The 16,958-nt window shown below is 52.8% G+C and carries 10 protein-coding genes and 1 CRISPR repeat array; of the genes, 1 reads left to right on the top strand and 9 read right to left on the bottom strand.

Annotated features, from left to right (window positions below):
• Nucleotides 1–136 precede the first annotated feature (136 nt).
• Genes HFP08_RS08425 through HFP08_RS08410 form a run of 4 tightly spaced genes read right to left on the bottom strand, consistent with a single transcriptional unit; the run spans nucleotide 137 to nucleotide 8,467 of the window.
• Nucleotides 137–1,543: a TIGR02679 domain-containing protein gene (locus tag HFP08_RS08425; RefSeq protein ID WP_168120140.1), complete on the bottom strand. Its 1,407-nt coding sequence runs from the start codon at nucleotides 1,541–1,543 to the stop codon at nucleotides 137–139.
• A complete protein-coding gene (locus HFP08_RS08420; RefSeq protein WP_168120139.1) occupies nucleotides 1,540–5,727 on the bottom strand; it encodes a TIGR02680 family protein in 4,188 nt (1,395 codons plus the stop codon). Before HFP08_RS08420 ends, HFP08_RS08425 begins: the two co-directional genes overlap by 4 nt.
• A gap of 6 nt (nucleotides 5,728–5,733) precedes the next feature.
• Complete coding sequence (locus tag HFP08_RS08415; RefSeq protein ID WP_168120138.1) at nucleotides 5,734–6,969, bottom strand: TIGR02678 family protein; 1,236 nt, start codon at nucleotides 6,967–6,969, stop codon at nucleotides 5,734–5,736.
• Nucleotides 6,962–8,467: a TIGR02677 family protein gene (locus HFP08_RS08410; protein WP_168120137.1), complete on the bottom strand. Its 1,506-nt coding sequence runs from the start codon at nucleotides 8,465–8,467 to the stop codon at nucleotides 6,962–6,964. The genes HFP08_RS08415 and HFP08_RS08410 overlap by 8 nt, the downstream gene beginning before the upstream one ends.
• 196 nt (nucleotides 8,468–8,663) lie before the next feature.
• On the opposite strand from HFP08_RS08410, the gene HFP08_RS08405 reads away from it, so the two are divergent.
• Nucleotides 8,664–9,065, top strand: a complete 402-nt coding sequence (locus HFP08_RS08405; RefSeq protein WP_168120136.1) for a hypothetical protein — start codon at nucleotides 8,664–8,666, stop codon at nucleotides 9,063–9,065.
• 400 nt (nucleotides 9,066–9,465) lie between these two features.
• A CRISPR array of direct repeats spans nucleotides 9,466–12,255; the repeat unit is 32 nt; unit sequence ATTTCAATCCACGCATCCGCGTAGGATGCGAC.
• 199 nt (nucleotides 12,256–12,454) lie between these two features.
• Here HFP08_RS08405 and HFP08_RS08400 read toward each other — a convergent pair.
• The 5 genes from HFP08_RS08400 to HFP08_RS29220 form a co-directional block, all read right to left on the bottom strand.
• Nucleotides 12,455–13,615: a UxaA family hydrolase gene (locus HFP08_RS08400; protein WP_168120135.1), complete on the bottom strand. Its 1,161-nt coding sequence runs from the start codon at nucleotides 13,613–13,615 to the stop codon at nucleotides 12,455–12,457.
• Entirely contained in the window at nucleotides 13,612–13,941 is a 330-nt protein-coding gene (locus tag HFP08_RS08395; RefSeq protein ID WP_240941193.1) for a UxaA family hydrolase, read from the bottom strand. The genes HFP08_RS08400 and HFP08_RS08395 overlap by 4 nt, the downstream gene beginning before the upstream one ends.
• A gap of 15 nt (nucleotides 13,942–13,956) precedes the next feature.
• Entirely contained in the window at nucleotides 13,957–15,348 is a 1,392-nt protein-coding gene (locus HFP08_RS08390) for a HEAT repeat domain-containing protein (protein ID WP_168120134.1), read from the bottom strand.
• A 139-nt stretch (nucleotides 15,349–15,487) separates the two neighbouring features.
• On the bottom strand, nucleotides 15,488–16,006 hold the full coding sequence (locus HFP08_RS29225) for a sulfatase/phosphatase domain-containing protein (RefSeq protein ID WP_240941190.1): 519 nt from the start codon (nucleotides 16,004–16,006) through the stop codon (nucleotides 15,488–15,490).
• Between the two features lie 30 nt (nucleotides 16,007–16,036).
• Complete coding sequence (locus HFP08_RS29220; RefSeq protein ID WP_240941188.1) at nucleotides 16,037–16,948, bottom strand: sulfatase; 912 nt, start codon at nucleotides 16,946–16,948, stop codon at nucleotides 16,037–16,039.
• Nucleotides 16,949–16,958: the final 10 nt, after the last annotated feature.

The raw sequence follows: 16,958 nt of genomic DNA, 5'->3' as shown, positions 1-16,958 counted from the left end.
GAATTCGGAAGAAAAATGTGGTGCGAATCCCCCGGGAATTCCATGTTCGCTTCACATTCGCACCAGCATTTCGCACCTTTATCATTCAGTTTACCATACACACATGTATTGTGAAGATCCGTTTTAAAAGCTCCTTTTACCGCCTCTCACAACGCCTCTCCATATCTCTCACCAGTTCGTCAACCCACAGCTCCTGATGCAGCTTAACTCCGTGTTCATTCATTAATACCGGCAGCTGCGAGTCCCAAATGTCAACAAATTGCATCATTCTTCCGCGCTCCTCCGCTCCCATGCCAATACCTTGATCGACATATGACAGATAGGTTGAAGCGCTCATACACCAAGCGCGGAAATGCTCCGGATATCTCGAGCGCAAGCCCTGCGCAATACTTAGACCTGCCGCATCCAAATCGCCAGCATAATATAGCTCCCTATCCTCAGAGGCGAATCCCTCTCCCCTGCCAAGCAACCAATCCAGCAGCTTGATAACCGCCACCGACGGTTGACCATTCCCGCAGATAATGATGGGACTCCTTCGCGAATCAGCTTCGCCAAGCTTTCGATCCGCATCTATCAGTTCGGCGAAGACCGCCGGATTCTCGACCATATATACCGTTGGATGCGAAAAGAGAGCCGACTGACTGGCCGATAATTGCTCTACCTGCCTCAATGTCAAAATCCGCTCTTCGCATTGCGAGAACAGCGACGGCGCATACAGCATCACCTGCGAGGACAGATCGTCATCTGCAATCCCTCCTCTGCGATAGACCTCGCGAATAACGATTGCATTCGTGACAGATACGGCAAAGGCATCGACTTTCTCAATATGGGAAGTCTCCCTCTCTCCTACTTCCATATCGAATCCATTCTCATTTGATTGATCGCCCACAACGGTCAGTCCCCACCAGAACATTCTGCCAAGCGAGTTCTTCCAATCGAGAGCATGAGCGTCTCCCGTAACTCGCGCGGATAGTATCGGCAGTCGAAGCCATTCGCCACGCCCCCTCTCCTGAACAGCGAGTAACGCCTTCAAACAAACCCGAAGGCAACGCTCCGCCTCCTCGCTTGATCGGACAAATACATATCTTAGCGTGCGGGAGCCGGGCGAGGACTCGGCTTCGAGTCCCCTGGCCCAGATACACACAGGATCGCCTGTCTTGTCCGACAGCCCCGCTGCCGCAATGGCTCCGGCAATCATGCTCCGCCACTGCGCATCGGTTTCATTGCGCTGCTCCAGCTTTGTTCGCACATCATCACCGCTCAGCAGCATTAATAGGTCAGGAACCGTAAGGGCAAATCGACTTTCTTGCAAATATTTCTCGAACCTCCGAATGGAGAATCTCTTCGTTTCATTCGGAACGGGAGGACTGTACGTACGATAAAACTGGTTCAGCGTCTGACGTTCGTCATCCGATAGATTCGACAAGGTTACATAGCCTCTGGCTCCTGAGCTTGAAGCCTTATATTGCGCCATTAACCGTCTGAGAAACCGCTCGAAGCCCGCTTGTCCGAAGTATCGCCTGGCCTCATCCTCCAGGCTCATTGCTCTTCCTCTCCCTCCGCAACGACCGTCTCCAGTCTCCGGCCATTCCAGCGGTAACGGAACACCGTGACGAAATTCGCGTCCTTCGGCCTGTATATCTCGCTTATCCCAAGGCTAGGCACAGTATCGTAGCAGCCCCATAGCACCTGCGAGGTCATCATATAATCAAAGTCCATCTCCGTTAAAAGCCCGAACAAATCGCGAATATTCTCATCGTCAACGCCGGCAAACGCCTCGTCCAGCGAAATAATCTTCGGCGCATCCGGGCTCGCATCCGCATAGCGCGAATAAGTCGCGGCGAATAGCGGAATATACATGGACATTGCCTTCTCGCCTCCGCTGAGCACGTTGAACCTGGCATCCGTCAGCTCGCGGTACTGCGTCTCCTCCCCCTTCTTGTAGCGGAGAGAGAACTGGAACCAGGAACGATAATCCAGCATCTCATAGATATGCTTGCGCAGCGCCTCGCGTTCTTCCATGGCTCCCTGCTTGGCCCATTGCACCCGGGAACGGAAGTGGGCGACCAGACGCTCCACCTCATCATCGTGAAGCAGATGGGCGTCTCTGCGCAGCAATTCAACCAGATCGTCGCTGTTCAGCTCATTCTCGGACTGAGCCGCTTTCGGCAGCCATTGCAGTTGAAGCTTAAGCCCGCTCGATGTATCTCGCTCCGCCATCAGCTTATTCATCGTATTCATCCAAAGCTCGGCACGCTGAATGCGCTGCCTGATCGACTTGCCGACGCTTCGCAAAATAATTTCCTCGAACAGCTCCCTGTCCTTCTCGCTTAGCAAGCTCTCCTGCTCGGTTAACAGCTCGCCCATCTCCGCGAGCAGGGAGGCTGGCTTCTGCGGTCTGGTCCGATCGCGCATGGAGAGCAGAGTGATGCGGCCCTCCTCGCTGATTTCCGCTTCCAGCACATATTCGCCGAGCAGATGCTTGGCCGCATTGAATTGATCCTGCAGCACGCCGCTGAGTCGTTCCTTGTTCGCGCGAGCAACCATCGGCTCGAGCTGCGCCACAACGGTTTGACATGCTCCAAACATCACGGACTGCGCTTCTCCCTTGAGCTCCCGCTCGGCTGCTTCCGGCACAAGCTGCATCCGACATTCCTCGGCGAATGCCCGGGAACGATGCTTCATTTTATCCTCTGAATCCTGTTCTTGCTCAGCGAGCTGGGATTGTCGATCCTTCAGCACGGCAATGCGACTCTCCACTTTAATCATTGCTTCCGCCAGACGCTTCAACTCTTCTTGCTGATGAACCCGAATTCTCTTCAATTCGCTGATACGTTCATGCAAATCGCTAATGCCAAGCTCAGCCATCAGCTTGCGCAATTGCTCCGTCTTCACTCGCAACGATAATAGCTTATCCAGCAGCTTGTCGCGATTCTCCTCCTCAAGCTCGGCATCCTCCGTGTATTGCCGGGCTTCCGCTTCGTATTTATCAGCCTCCGCCGACTTCTGCCGGTATTCTCTCCAATCCGATTGCAGCTGCGAAATACCCTCCAGATAATCAGCGATGGCTCTTAACGCCTCTTGCATAACCGCGAGCGATTTCAGTCTCGTCCAGTTCGAGGTTGCCGCAATTAACGCTTGCTTCAATCCCGCGCGATGCTGTTCCTTCGCTCTCAACTGCTCCGACATCTTGTTCTCCTGCTCAAGCAACAACGCAAATCGCGTTGTTCGTTCATATTGTTCCTTCCATGCCGCAAGAAGCGCCTCATGATAGAATCCGTCATGAATCGGGAAGAGCGCGAGCTCGTTGTTAACAGCCTCGTTGGCTTGCTCCAGCTCCACGATTCGACCTCGCAGCTCCTCCAGCCTGTCTTCACATTGCTGCATCTCCTGCTCCAGCCGCGCAATCTCCGCCAGCTTGAATTGCTTCCGGGCTTCTATACCGATGAATTGCGCCCGGTGCCCTTCGCCGTTCACCTTTCCTACAACGGAGCCGAATTGATAGTAATCCCGGCCTATCACCATTGGATTCTGCTCCTCGTCAATCGAGGAAGGATCGAAAACCTCTCCCCACGCGAAGGAGCGCAGCACCCCATCGACAACCTGCTCTGTAAGTCCCGAATCCACAGAAGGAGCCGGCCGCAAAATATCTGCGAGCGTATATCCGTAATCAAGCGGTCTTGCGCTAATCCAGACCTCCTCGTCCTCAGTGTTCACTGTTCCGATTGCTCCGTCAGGGCGAATCCAGGCATCCAGCAATCCGCTGTTCAACAAGGAAAGCTCCACGCTGGCTTGTTGTTCAGCAGAGACATGAGGATGAAACTCGCATACCTCGTACAGCGAAGCGCCGGCAGCTTGACCGTACTTGCTGCGAGTCGCCGTCCTTGCTCCACTGCGGAGAGGCTCAGGCTCTCGCGATTGCTCCCAGGCGCGCTTCTCACCGGCTAACTGCTCCCAGTCCGCTTGCTCGCTGTCCACCTGCCGATCCAGCTCCAGCTTCTCTCGCCAGATCGTCTGTCTTTGCCGCTCAGCTTCGCTGCGAACGGGCTGAAGAACCGCCTCAACGGCTTGCCGCTCATACGACAGAGCACCGCTTGCGGCGAACATGGCCTGCGCCGTCGATTCATCCAGTCTGAGCGCCCTAAGCGATTGCTTCCATTCGAGCAGCCGCTCCTTCCATTCACTCAGCGCTTTCTCGGAACGTTCCTCAGCGCCTCGCATCTCATGCTCGGATTGATCCCGATCCGCGCGCAAAGCACCCAATTGGCGGTCCAGCTCCGCAACGAGCATCCCCGCTTCCCGCTCTTGCTCCGCAAGCTTCAACGCTTCGTTGATCTCGCTCCGATGCTCCTCGGTATCCCTTCTCCAGGCTGTGACGAAGGAGAGCTCCTCCGGCGGCTGCGGACTCCAGTATCTCGCATATACGCCATGATGCCGGAATTCCATCTCGCTCGCCAGCGCATCCAATTCCTCTAATCCTTCTTGCTGCATATCCAGCAATTCCTGCTGCAGTTTCTTCGCCTTCTCCTCATTCCAATGCGCCGTCTCGGCATTCCGCAGGGCAGCCGTTAACCGCTTCTGCGACTGCTCGCTATACTGCTCCGTCTCCTGCAAGGCTTGCTCCGTCTGCTCCAGCTCTTGCTGCTTCTCCATCGCTTCGCTGCGACCCAGCAGCTCCAGCTCCGTATCCGCCTCCAGCAGGCTCGCCTGCGCCGACTCCTGAGCAGCCTTTGTATCCGTTTTTTCCTGAACCTTCCCATGCAGCTCCTTCATTAAAGAAGCGAGCCGATCCCGAACATCCTCATGCTCGGCATGCGCGTCCATGAATTGCTTGCCGCTCTGATAAAGAATGAATCGATTATATTGCTCATAGCTGCGGCTGATCTTATCAAGCTCCGATTGATGCAGCTTCAGTTCCTCCAGGCGATCAGCCAGTTGATCCATATCCTCCATCACTTCCGACAACGGACGCAGCTCTTCCTCCTGAAGAGGCGGCAAGGCTTGTACGAGAATATCATAGATGGCTGTTGGCTTGACATCCTTGGACAGCTTGGGACTGCGCAGTTGAACGAGCAATTGCAGCAAGTCGGTATAGGCGTCCTTGTCATGGAAGCCGAACAAAGAGCGGTTCACAAGCTCGCGATACGCCCGCTGCTCCTGCACCACCTGGCCTCCGGCGCCAATGGCGAGCTCGAGCACCTTGCGATCAAGCGGGAACTTTCCTTGCCCTTCAAGCTCCAGCATTTGATCATACAGCCAGAAATCATGATTGATTCTTCTGCCGTCCTCCAGCACGAATCCCCAGAAATTCACCTGCGTCATTCCGCGCCTGGCTCTGAGACCGATACCGATCGTCTTGTAGATATTCTTAACAGGATGCTTGAATTCAAGCCATAGATAGCCTGTCCGGTCGCTATGCTCCTCCTTGTCCCCCAGCAGGTAATATTCGATTCTGCGATCCTTCGATCCGAACGGGTCCAGGCGATGAGGCCGTTTATCGCCATCCAGCACAAGCGGAACGAAGCTTTGCATCGTAACCGACTTGCCCGCTCCATTCGTCCCTCGCAGAACGATTCGTCCATCCTCCAGCTCAAACTCCTCTTCCTCGTAAAACCAAAAATTCAATATCCCCGCTCTGTTCATTTGCCAGCGATTGCGCTTCTGCCGCTCATTGCGCTCGGCATTCTCGTCATTCAAAGCTATATCCACATCCACTTCTGTCTGCATGAACCGCTAAACCTCCTCTTCATCCAATGAATAATCCGCGTTCCACCTGGATACGACCGAAGAAACCACGAATCGTTCTGCGGAGCTATCCTTGCTCTGCGCGTACCCTAAACCCCATTCCTGCATATGACGCGTCAGTGCGTCCGCCAATTCGCCAAGCCCCATCTCGCGATGCTCCTTGCTCCAGTACATGCCGTACCTCTGCTTCAGCTTATACAGCAGCGCTTCCAGATCCGTTCTGGACAGCTCCACCGTGCCTTGCTCGGTCAAATACCAATCCTGCTCATCCAATTGCCTTCGAAGCTCTCCGGCGAAGAGCAGCGCAAGATCAGACACGCCTGCCGCAGTAGGAAATAATGCGCACTCTCCGCTCAGCTCCGGATAGAAGAAGAACAAGCCCTCCCGATAGCGGCTGCCCTCCATGCCGAACATGAATTGCATCTGATTCATAATGGCCCGCCTCTGCGTCACAACATAGTACAGATCCTCCTTGCTCCAGTCCCGATCGGCGACAGCCGGCTCAAGCAGCAATCGGCGGTATACCCGATGCCTCCTCTTGCGCAATTCGCCCTCCGTCGTCTCCGAGTAGACGATTTGATCATTCATCTCCTCCAGGCTCCTGTATAGCTTCAATTCCTTGGGGAAATGCCGCAGCACATATCTGGCAACCGGCGCGCATTCGTAAAGCACATTCTTGCCCGTGTCATGCGCCCAATCCGTCTCTTCTCCATCAATATGAACAAGTACGCCAAGCACGCGCAGCTTCTTGAGCGCGCGGACCATCGATAGTCGATGCTGATAATTTTCCCAATCCATAGCTAGACCCGAGGCGGTTAATTGCTCGCTCACTTGCTCCACAATATCTGTCAGCACAAATTGATCGAGCTCCGATTTCGATTCGAGATACCACAGCGCATACGTAAACAACGCATAATCCCGCGGATCTCGAAATTCAGGAAAACCCATCCACGATTCAGCGACGAGCGGCGCCTTGTCCAGCTTCGCCATCGTTCTCGTCAGAATTAAGAGAAAGCCTGTAAATTCTGCGAACCAATCTCTCAGCTCCGTATATTGATCCTTGATCCAATAGAACAGCTCGGCATCCTTTTCTTTGGCAATCCAGGGCCTGTTCAGCAAAGCATGCGCACATATTCGTCTTCGTTCATTCCATTGCTCCGCATCCGCCTTCTTATTCGAGCGCATCCGCCTGATCGCATTGGAAGTCGTTCCTCCCCTAGCCATTCCGAGCTTCTCCTCCCGTTACGCTAATCCGGTAATTAGCCATGATCAACTCGCCATCCTCGCTGCGCAATACCGCATCCTCATCATGCTCCGGCCAGGCAATCGCCACCTTATAGCCATCCGATGTGACAAAGGATCGCGAAGCCGTCGCCGTGCATCGGCCAATCCATTGCAGAAGCCGCATACGATCCTTCGCCTTCAGAACCGGCAGCTCTATTATGCTGCGTTCTCCCGCCTCGCGCATCCATGTGACGAAAGCGCGTTCCTCTTCAAGCTGAGCCTCCACCTGCTTGCGATAGGCCTCACGCTTCGCGGTATGCGTACGCATCGGCTCGGATGCGGATTTGCTCGCTCGCTTCCGACTTCGCGTGCGAATCAGCCTCACATTCGGCGGCTCCTCCCATGTCGACGCATCCGCTCGCTCGGTCTCCCGGCGATCTTCACCTTGCAGATGCCTGCTGGGGAACAAGCCGAACGCATACGCGGCCAGCTTATGCGCCTCGTCAAGATTTTCGAGCTCGGCGAATCGTCTGCCCAAATTCTCAAGATCATTGCGCCTGCTAACGCCGCCGCGCCTTCGCTCCTGCAGGCGAACCGCGCTGCGCACCACCTTCGCGATTGTCTCCTTCGTCGCCTTCTCAAGCAAGGTCAACTCGCTTTGCTCCAATTCGTCCCCGATAAACCATCGCTTCAGATTCATCCAGCCTTGATGAAACTCCGCTCTCAGCTCTTCCGCGGATTTCCCCTCTTCCAACCTTGGCTTGCGAAGCTCATCCTCGAGCACCCTCTCAATATAGAGATCGCGCATGCCGTCGCGCACGCGCTGCAATTGCCCTTCAATGCGATACGCGCTTCGCTGGAGACTCTTCACAAAATGCTGCAAATAATTCACCAGATTATCCTTCAGCATGAGGAAACCATCCGTCGCCATCATCTCATCCGCTTGTATCGAATGGATGCTGGCAATGAAATCCGCAGCATTCTCGTGCATCGTTTTGAACGCCACATAAAGCTTCTCCCAATTCTGCAACGCCTCCCCTTCCTCGAAGAGGTCGCCCTTCTCCCTAATCTGATGCACGCATTCCGAAATCGTGTCGAAATAAGTCGTTTCGAGCGAACCGCCATACCCCTTCACCTTCTCAAGCGCCTCCAGCATCCTCTCGATTTCAATCGAATACGGCGTGAGCAGATACTGACTTTTCTTCCTCATATACTCTTCCAGCGACAAAGCCCGTCCGCCGTCATGGCGCGAGGCCAGGTTGCCCCAATTTTTCAGACTCTCCAGATCCGACACGCATTGCTCCATCGTGTAGCCCTCCAGCACGGACCAAGCTGTGACTCCCTCGTAAATTTCCTCCGGACGCAGCCAATACTTCAATCTCTGATACTCCAAATATACGAATTTCATAATCGCGCGATATCTAGCAACATTCGTCGCGGTCAAATAGCTTAATTCCGACACAGCCCGCAGCCCTGCCGGCGATAAATACGAATCCAATTGCTTGATCCTCCTTCTTGGGTCTCTTGCTTTATTCGATGTTAGTAGAGTAACGGCAATGCCCCTCTTCTTGCAACAGGTTGTCCCCTGTTCCGTCTTCATTATAACAATTAATGATTGATAGTTGTTGCTGCATCGCAAGCGTTTAAGTATACTTTGCATATCGATGCATGAATGGGACGGAGAGGTGAATGTAATGGCCATAATTCAACAAAATCGGGGCAGTCAGCAGAGTACTCAAGCGGAATTTGTCGAGGAGCTGCTGGAGGAAACGGAGCAACTGCTTCATATCGATTATGAGACTGTTCGCAGGGAACGATTCACGAGGGGCGTCTTCTGTCCGCATTGCTATACGAGGAGCGGCAAACGGATTTCCGATTATGTGAAATACGGCAATGTTCACGGAACCGGATGGCAAAGATATCGTTGCAACCATTGCAAGCGGGTATTCAGCGATCTAACGAATACCTTCTTCCATCGCAATCAATCGGGAGAATCCAAGCGAAGTGCTGCTTCGCGTGATTCATCAGCAGGATCAATTACCCTCTCATATTGCTGCCAATTCAACCGAAAACTCTCCGATTGCGATTGTTGCTAATAAGCTGCAGTCCTATTTCAAGATGAAACGCGGTATATCGGAGCGAAATCTTCCCCTTTATCTCATCTGGTTTCGTATGTTAGCCTTGTCGGATGCCATCCATCCTGATGTGTTGCCATTCGAAATTATCAAAATTTGCATTGATAAACAAAATCTTTCAATATCGAAAAGACTATTAAAAAGAATGATTTGATCATTGACGATCAATCGTTAATTGTGATTATGATTATAGCAAACACAGCCAGTACATCGAACATACAAAGGCTATCGAGAACGGCGCTGTAGCGTTGGAACGCAGTGTTACATCAATTGTCTGTAGTACCATCAATCCCAAAATGTGGGTAAAGTCGTTTTAGTTCAATCCTTGCATCGTCGGTCATGAATTGCCAATCAACGCCCTCCTTCAAGCCACGCATCCGTGGAGGATGCGACTACAATGCGGCACACCTTTGCAACGCTAACATTATTTCAATCCACGCATCCGCGTAGGATGCGACATGATTGGCACGAGGCGACGCCATGGGACATCTGATTTCAATCCACGCATCCGCGTAGGATGCGACGAAACTCGCGTCCGGTCGATGGACTGTAGCGACATTTCAATCCACGCATCCGCGTAGGATGCGACTAGCCATAGCTTTGTATCACCGTTTATCATGCCGATTTCAATCCACGCATCCGCGTAGGATGCGACTTTCACATAGCCTTAAGATAATCTCACGATGTATATTTCAATCCACGCATCCGCGTAGGATGCGACCCAACAGCATTGCGGAGCTGGCGGACCGGCAGCATTTCAATCCACGCATCCGCGTAGGATGCGACTCCACTGGTGCTTCGACTTCAAAACAGACCTGAATTTCAATCCACGCATCCGCGTAGGATGCGACTCCCGATTGATCCCACGCAGCTCCGTTTCGAGCCATTTCAATCCACGCATCCGCGTAGGATGCGACTCGGCTCAATCTTCTGTTCTTTCACGATCCAACATTTCAATCCACGCATCCGCGTAGGATGCGACCAAGCTTTACGGTTGGCGTTCCCGTCATCGGTCATTTCAATCCACGCATCCGCGTAGGATGCGACTAAACTTGATTTACGACATGCCCGAGTCAACAGATTTCAATCCACGCATCCGCGTAGGATGCGACGATTGGTTTGAATAACCTTGCTAACAACATTAACGATTTCAATCCACGCATCCGCGTAGGATGCGACTTTAACTTCGCCGGTGCTCTCGTTTTCCGTGCTCGATTTCAATCCACGCATCCGCGTAGGATGCGACGTTGTGGGCTACTCGTTCGATGCCAGGGCAAACATTTCAATCCACGCATCCGCGTAGGATGCGACACGACACAAGCGACATTCACCGGGTCGGCATGGATTTCAATCCACGCATCCGCGTAGGATGCGACGCGAGGCGATGGCGTATGCTGAGGTCGCTTTTAAATTTCAATCCACGCATCCGCGTAGGATGCGACAAAGCAGTCGCGCTCCTATCGGTACCAGCGGAGATTTCAATCCACGCATCCGCGTAGGATGCGACTCCCCCGCACGACCGTTCCGAAAAAGTACGTGGTATTTCAATCCACGCATCCGCGTAGGATGCGACAAGCCGAAAGGTGAGTCCAACGTAAGGCAAAACATTTCAATCCACGCATCCGCGTAGGATGCGACATTAATAAGCACGTTTCAAACAAAGAGTTGTACATTTCAATCCACGCATCCGCGTAGGATGCGACTTCGTATTGCTCCCTCGTCTCCCGACTGATGCGGATTTCAATCCACGCATCCGCGTAGGATGCGACTCAGCAAACTGCAGCTTAATCAAGCAATGGAGAGATTTCAATCCACGCATCCGCGTAGGATGCGACCGCTTTCGACTCGCTCCGCATCCCCAGCGATTCGATTTCAATCCACGCATCCGCGTAGGATGCGACGGCGAGGCCTTATCAGCCTTTAGTTCATTCAGAATTTCAATCCACGCATCCGCGTAGGATGCGACTTAAATGTATAAGTTACAAGTGTATCACTCAAATATTTCAATCCACGCATCCGCGTAGGATGCGACGATCACTCCCAACGAGCCAAGACCCCAATCAGGATTTCAATCCACGCATCCGCGTAGGATGCGACTTCATGTTCTTCAGCGACAACGCAACGTTGTCCATTTCAATCCACGCATCCGCGTAGGATGCGACGCATCGGCGTTCCACTTCATTCCAACAAAGTCGATTTCAATCCACGCATCCGCGTAGGATGCGACTCCAAATGCGTTTGCCCATGAGAAGCAGCAGCACCATTTCAATCCACGCATCCGCGTAGGATGCGACATAGGGATTCTGCAAGACGGTCGGAAACCGATGATTTCAATCCACGCATCCGCGTAGGATGCGACCCAGCATCAGATTGAGCGGCGAGGCTGCATCGCGATTTCAATCCACGCATCCGCGTAGGATGCGACGAGTAGTCCTTGTCGGTTAAATACCGCAAGGGAATTTCAATCCACGCATCCGCGTAGGATGCGACTTGCCCGGCTGCTCGATAATTTGAAACGAGTTGAATTTCAATCCACGCATCCGCGTAGGATGCGACATTGAGATGGTCGGCGGCAAGGGGTACATTGCGGATTTCAATCCACGCATCCGCGTAGGATGCGACGGTACGAACACCACGCTCAATCATGTCACAGGTATTTCAATCCACGCATCCGCGTAGGATGCGACTTTCGTACATAACAGCTATATTGAGCGCGAGCTTGCATTTCAATCCACGCATCCGCGTAGGATGCGACACACACACCTCCTTTGAAATTTTATCCATAGAAATTTCAATCCACGCATCCGCGTAGGATGCGACCAGTGTACGCGATCAAAACGACATGTCAGAGGAGATTTCAATCCACGCATCCGCGTAGGATGCGACTATTGGATACTGCAATAACCTGTAAATTGACCAAAATTTCAATCCACGCATCCGCGTAGGATGCGACTCGTTTTTTATTTGAGCCAAATGAGTTTTTAAAAATTTCAATCCACGCATCCGCGTAGGATGCGACGCATTATGACTGGCTTTCGAATTAGGCAATCAGATTTCAATCCACGCATCCGCGTAGGATGCGACCTTGATGCTGGAAGAAGGAAGAGGAATGATAGAGCATTTCAATCCACGCATCCGCGTAGGATGCGACAGCGAATTTTGAACAAATTGGAGCAAATTCGTCCATTTTGCATCAAAAAATCACTCAAAACACTAAAAAACTTTCATACACTAAAGCGAATTGTGCATAAATCGAACACAATTCGCTTTATTTCCGGTGCGAATCCCCCAGCATTTTCATGTGAGCTTGGCATTCGCACCGCTTTCTATCATTCTATCATTTCCCATAATTACAAGCTAGGACCAATACGGTTAATGCTAAACTCCTGATGCCCCAGCACCTCGGCCTTGGTCCACTTGCCACCCGCCACCTCAACGATTTCCTGCCAGATCGCCTCGCCTGCCGCGGCCAGGCTCTGCTCGCCGCTCAGCATGCCGCTGACATCGACGTCCATGTTGTCCTCCATCAGCTTGTAGGTTCGCGGATTGCCGGTGATCTTGATTACCGGCACGACTGCCGCTCCTGTGGGCGTGCCTCTTCCCGTCGTGAAGCATACGATATGTGCGCCGCCGGCAGCCATCCCCGAAACGCATTCGATGTCGTTGCCCGGCGAGTCCATGAAGTATAAGCCGCCATCGGGAATATCCTCGGCATATTCAATCACGCCCCGAATCGGCGCGGTGCCGCATTTGCTGATGCAGCCCAGCGATTTCTCTTCAATTGTAGAGAGACCTCCGGCAATATTGCCTGGACTAGGATTGCCGCCGCGCATATCTGCTCCCATCTGGCCGATCAGCTCCTCGAACCGATCGACGATCTCATACAGCTTATCTTTTGTCCCCCCATCCACGCAGCGCTCCGCCAGCACATGCTCGGCTCCAATAATCTCGGTTGTCTCTCCGATGACAACCGAGCCTCCTGCCGCTATGACCGCATCTGCGGCGCCGCCAAGCGCCGGATTCGACGACAAGCCGGAGGTTGCGTCGGAGCCGCCGCATTTTACGCCGATTTTCAGCTTGCTGAGCGGCACCTGCGCCTTCTCCTCGCGCTCAAGCTCCGCCAGCATGGACCGTGCCAGCTCGGTGCCATGCGTGATAGCCTTCACCGATCCGCCTGCCGATTGGATGTCGAAATGCTCTACTCTTTTGCCCGTCTTCCTGATCTCCTCCGCCAGCTCTACCGGATCCACAACCTCGCAGCCGAGCGAAATAATCAGCACGGCGCCAACATTCGGGTTTTTGCCCGTCCCAGCCAGCACGTCAAAGGTGCGCTTCTTGTCTGCGCCGATCTGACTGCAGCCATGCTGATGCGGAATCGAGACCGCCCCCGGCACCATCTGCATAATCCGATTGCATACCTGGTTCGAGCAAATGACGGTCGGAATGATGAGCAGATGATTGCGTATGCCGATGTCTCCATTTGCTCGCTGATAACCCGCTATCGTCTTCATGCTCTCACCCCTGTCTCCGCTTGATCCCCGCGCCCGCGGATGCCCTCCAAATTATGCACATGCACATGGCTTCCCGCCTCAATCGAAGTCGTCGACAAGCCGATGACTTCGCCGTATTTCAGCACCTTCACTCCTGCGGCTATGGGGGTTAGCGCTATTTTGTGACCGAAATCGATGTTCTCCTGCACCGCCACGCAGCGAAGCTCCGCGCCAACCAGAAATTGCACCTGTTCACCCTTCGCCAGATCGCGCAAGGCGGTCGCCACATGATCCTTCTCATTCATCACAATGGCATCAGCGCCGCTAGCTATTTCCTCTCCTGCCACTCCTTCACCGCCTCCTTAGAACGTGCTCGCTTTCGTCGTCGATACGCACCACCGGGATTGAATCAATTCATGCAGCAAAATATCTCTAGCCTCCGCTGTATCAATATAGCGCAAGGCTTCAACGGCATGGCCTCGAACATAACGGTTCTCGTCATCAAGCGCCTCGGCCAGAGCCGGAATCGCCTTCTCGGCCGCCTTGCCAAGCTGCGCAAGCGATAATCCCGCCGTGAACCTCACTTGCTCATCCTCGTCACGCAGACAGGCGATTAATCCATCAACGGATTGCTCGGAAGCACCTCCGATCAAACCCAGAGAATCCGCTGCTGTGCGGCGAAGCCTTGTCGGCAACTCAGCCAACAATGGAACAATCGCCGGCACCGCCGATGCGGCATAATGCCGTAGTTCTCCCAATGCGAACAGCGCATGGTTCACTGTATGCTCCTGCTTGGCATCAAGCGCCGCCGTCAAATCCGGCACCGCCGCCTCGCCGCAAGCAGTCAGGCCATAAGCAGCAGCCAAGGAAGCTCTGCGATCCTCGCTGCGAAGCGCCTCCAGCAAGACGGTCTTGCCGGCATCGCCGCAGGTTGCCAGCTCATAAGCGGCTTCCACCGCGACAGGCTCATCCTTGCCGTTCAATTGCTCGCTTAGCTGATGAATAGCCGCTGGATCTGCATCATGCGAGCCGTAGGAGCCGCCAATCTCCCCATGCAGCCAGTTCCATGCGTCGAGTGCTTGATAACCCGGCACCAGCTCTCCATCCTCGCCCCATTCTCTCGACTGACTATCCCATGACGGAACCGTTGGCGCGGTCGTTCTCATGAACTCGAATTTCAGCATATATCTCGGCTGACCCAGCGTGTTGCGCGTCGAGCGATGCCAGATATCATAGTGGATCAGCACGAAGGTGCCCGCTTCTCCCTTCGCCGTCACCTCCTCCGCAACATCATCCTCCAGGAAGGTGCGCGTCTCATGAATATGGCTGCCCGGCAGCACACCGGTAGGTCCAAGCTCCGTAGGTGTATCCTGCGGGAAGTACATGATCATCGCCCACCATGGACGGTGGTTGCGAATTTTTTGATAGCCCCAATAGCTGTCCTTATGCCAACTCCCCGGATCGGGAGCCGCGTTGAAATGACAATGGCGATGCGTATGGAGCACATAGTCCGGCCCCAGCACGCTGGTCAGCGCCCCTGTAATGACCGGATGGTCGAATACCTTCTGCATTTCGCGAATGCGCGGCAGAATGTTGTTGCCCGGATTGCCTTCCTCCGCATGCACCTTATCCAATTGCTCAATTAGCCTGGCATGGAATTCATTCGAGAAATCCGTCTTCAGCTTCAGCACGCCATCTGTAATAAACGCTTTCATTTGCTCATCTGTCAAAAGCTTCATTTCCCTGTTCGCCATTAGAAAAGCCTCCCTGTAACACAAGATTTAGCTTGAGTATATAGGGAGGCTCGCTTTCTGAATAGGAATGATATTAACTTGTGCGGGTAATCCTTTAACTCTCAAGGAACGAAAGAGATGTCCATTAAAATTCGCCTTTTTATATCATCCCTAATCTTTCATATTGCTCGGAGGGCGCATCTGCATCTTTCATTAACCGAGCCATTTCTTCCAACAATCCAACTTCAATATCCGAATCCTTGATTGGATACAATTGCCCCGGATCTCGTTCCAGATCAAACAGCAAAGTGCCAAAGGGATGGGCTTCGCTTCTGGCTTGAGCAGGTGTTTTCATAGTCTTAAATCCCTTTGTGAACGAGAACGGTTCAGCCAGCTCCATTGCAAGCAGCTCACTTTCTTTAAATAACCCTCTCATGTGAGCTGGCATTAATGTGTAATTATATAGCGGACGATTCTCAGGTTCAACAGGCGCTCTCATATAGACATACCGTCCGTCCGTCATGTTGACATGTCCGCCATGGATGCCAAACAAGGCATACTTCCGTATCGGTTCATCCTTCTCCACTGTCCCCTTCAACGATTTGCCTTGCATATCTTCAGGAATAACTACCTGAAAGTAGTCCAGCAGCGTCGGCGCCAAATCAATGGTTTGCACCAAGCTGTTTCTCCTAACGCCTCCCACTTGACATCATGGATCCCAAATAAATAAAGGAATATGTGCGATCTCATTATAAAAAGGCTGTATGCTCTTCCCCCACCAATCATGTTCACCAAGTAAAAATCCATGGTCCGTATTCACGATTAACAGAGTATCCTTCCACAAATCCAGTTCATCCATACTATCAAGCACCTTGCCGAGATAGGCATCGCACATACTGAGCAGCGCTGCGTACTCATATCGGCAATGCGCAACCTCTTCAGGGGTTTCGGAAACCCGCTTGTAGTCCGGGCGGTCGAAATGCTTGCCGTGGTATTCATGCGGATACAATTCCCTATATGCTTGCGGAGCGAAAAACGGCTCATGCGGATCAAACGTCTCAATTTGCAAAAACCAGTTATCTTCCTCTTTATTCGTGCGGATGAACTCCAAACCGCTCAAAAATGATTTGGCCTGAGGGAAGTCCTCTTCGTTCTGTATATACTTCCGATTAACCCAATCATTGCGGTTCATCTCACCTTTCACATTGCCTAACGCATCAGGAATTTCAGGCGCTTTCACTTCTCCTTTCCAAGGATCGCCTTGATTGCCTCGAACAAGCTCAAAAGAGCTGTACCTGGTATGGTATGTGGCGCCGCCGTCCTCCCAGTAATGCAAATGATCCGTAACCAGATGGGTATAGACCCCCTGCTTTCGCAAGAGCTCTGGCATCGAGTCGTCAAACGGCTCTATCGGCCCCCAGCTTCTGTGCAAAAAGTTATACCGACCGGTATGCAATTCTCTGCGCGCGGGCATACAAGGCATGCTTCCAATATAACAATTGTCGAAGGTAACCGTCTTCTCTGCCAACCTCTGAAAATTGGGGGTATGTGTCCAATCGCATCCATAAGCAGACAGCATATGCCTATTCAACGTATCGAACATAATCATGATGGCTTTCATAGTCTGGCTC

The sequence above is a fragment of the Paenibacillus sp. HB172176 genome (assembly GCF_011947265.1).
Taxonomy (GTDB): domain Bacteria; phylum Bacillota; class Bacilli; order Paenibacillales; family Paenibacillaceae; genus Pristimantibacillus.
The sequence above is the reverse complement of the archived record's forward strand: the minus strand, read 5'-3'. Positions and strand labels throughout refer to the sequence as shown.

Coding starts and splice junctions, on each gene's coding strand:
- HFP08_RS08400 (WP_168120135.1), bottom strand. CDS start 13,615: ATGAAGACGATAGCGGGTTATCAGCGAGCAAATGGAGACATCGGCATA.
- HFP08_RS08420 (WP_168120139.1), bottom strand. CDS start 5,727: ATGCAGACAGAAGTGGATGTGGATATAGCTTTGAATGACGAGAATGCC.
- HFP08_RS08390 (WP_168120134.1), bottom strand. CDS start 15,348: ATGGCGAACAGGGAAATGAAGCTTTTGACAGATGAGCAAATGAAAGCG.
- HFP08_RS29220 (WP_240941188.1), bottom strand. CDS start 16,948: ATGAAAGCCATCATGATTATGTTCGATACGTTGAATAGGCATATGCTG.
- HFP08_RS08425 (WP_168120140.1), bottom strand. CDS start 1,543: ATGAGCCTGGAGGATGAGGCCAGGCGATACTTCGGACAAGCGGGCTTC.
- HFP08_RS08405 (WP_168120136.1), top strand. CDS start 8,664: ATGGCCATAATTCAACAAAATCGGGGCAGTCAGCAGAGTACTCAAGCG.
- HFP08_RS08415 (WP_168120138.1), bottom strand. CDS start 6,969: ATGGCTAGGGGAGGAACGACTTCCAATGCGATCAGGCGGATGCGCTCG.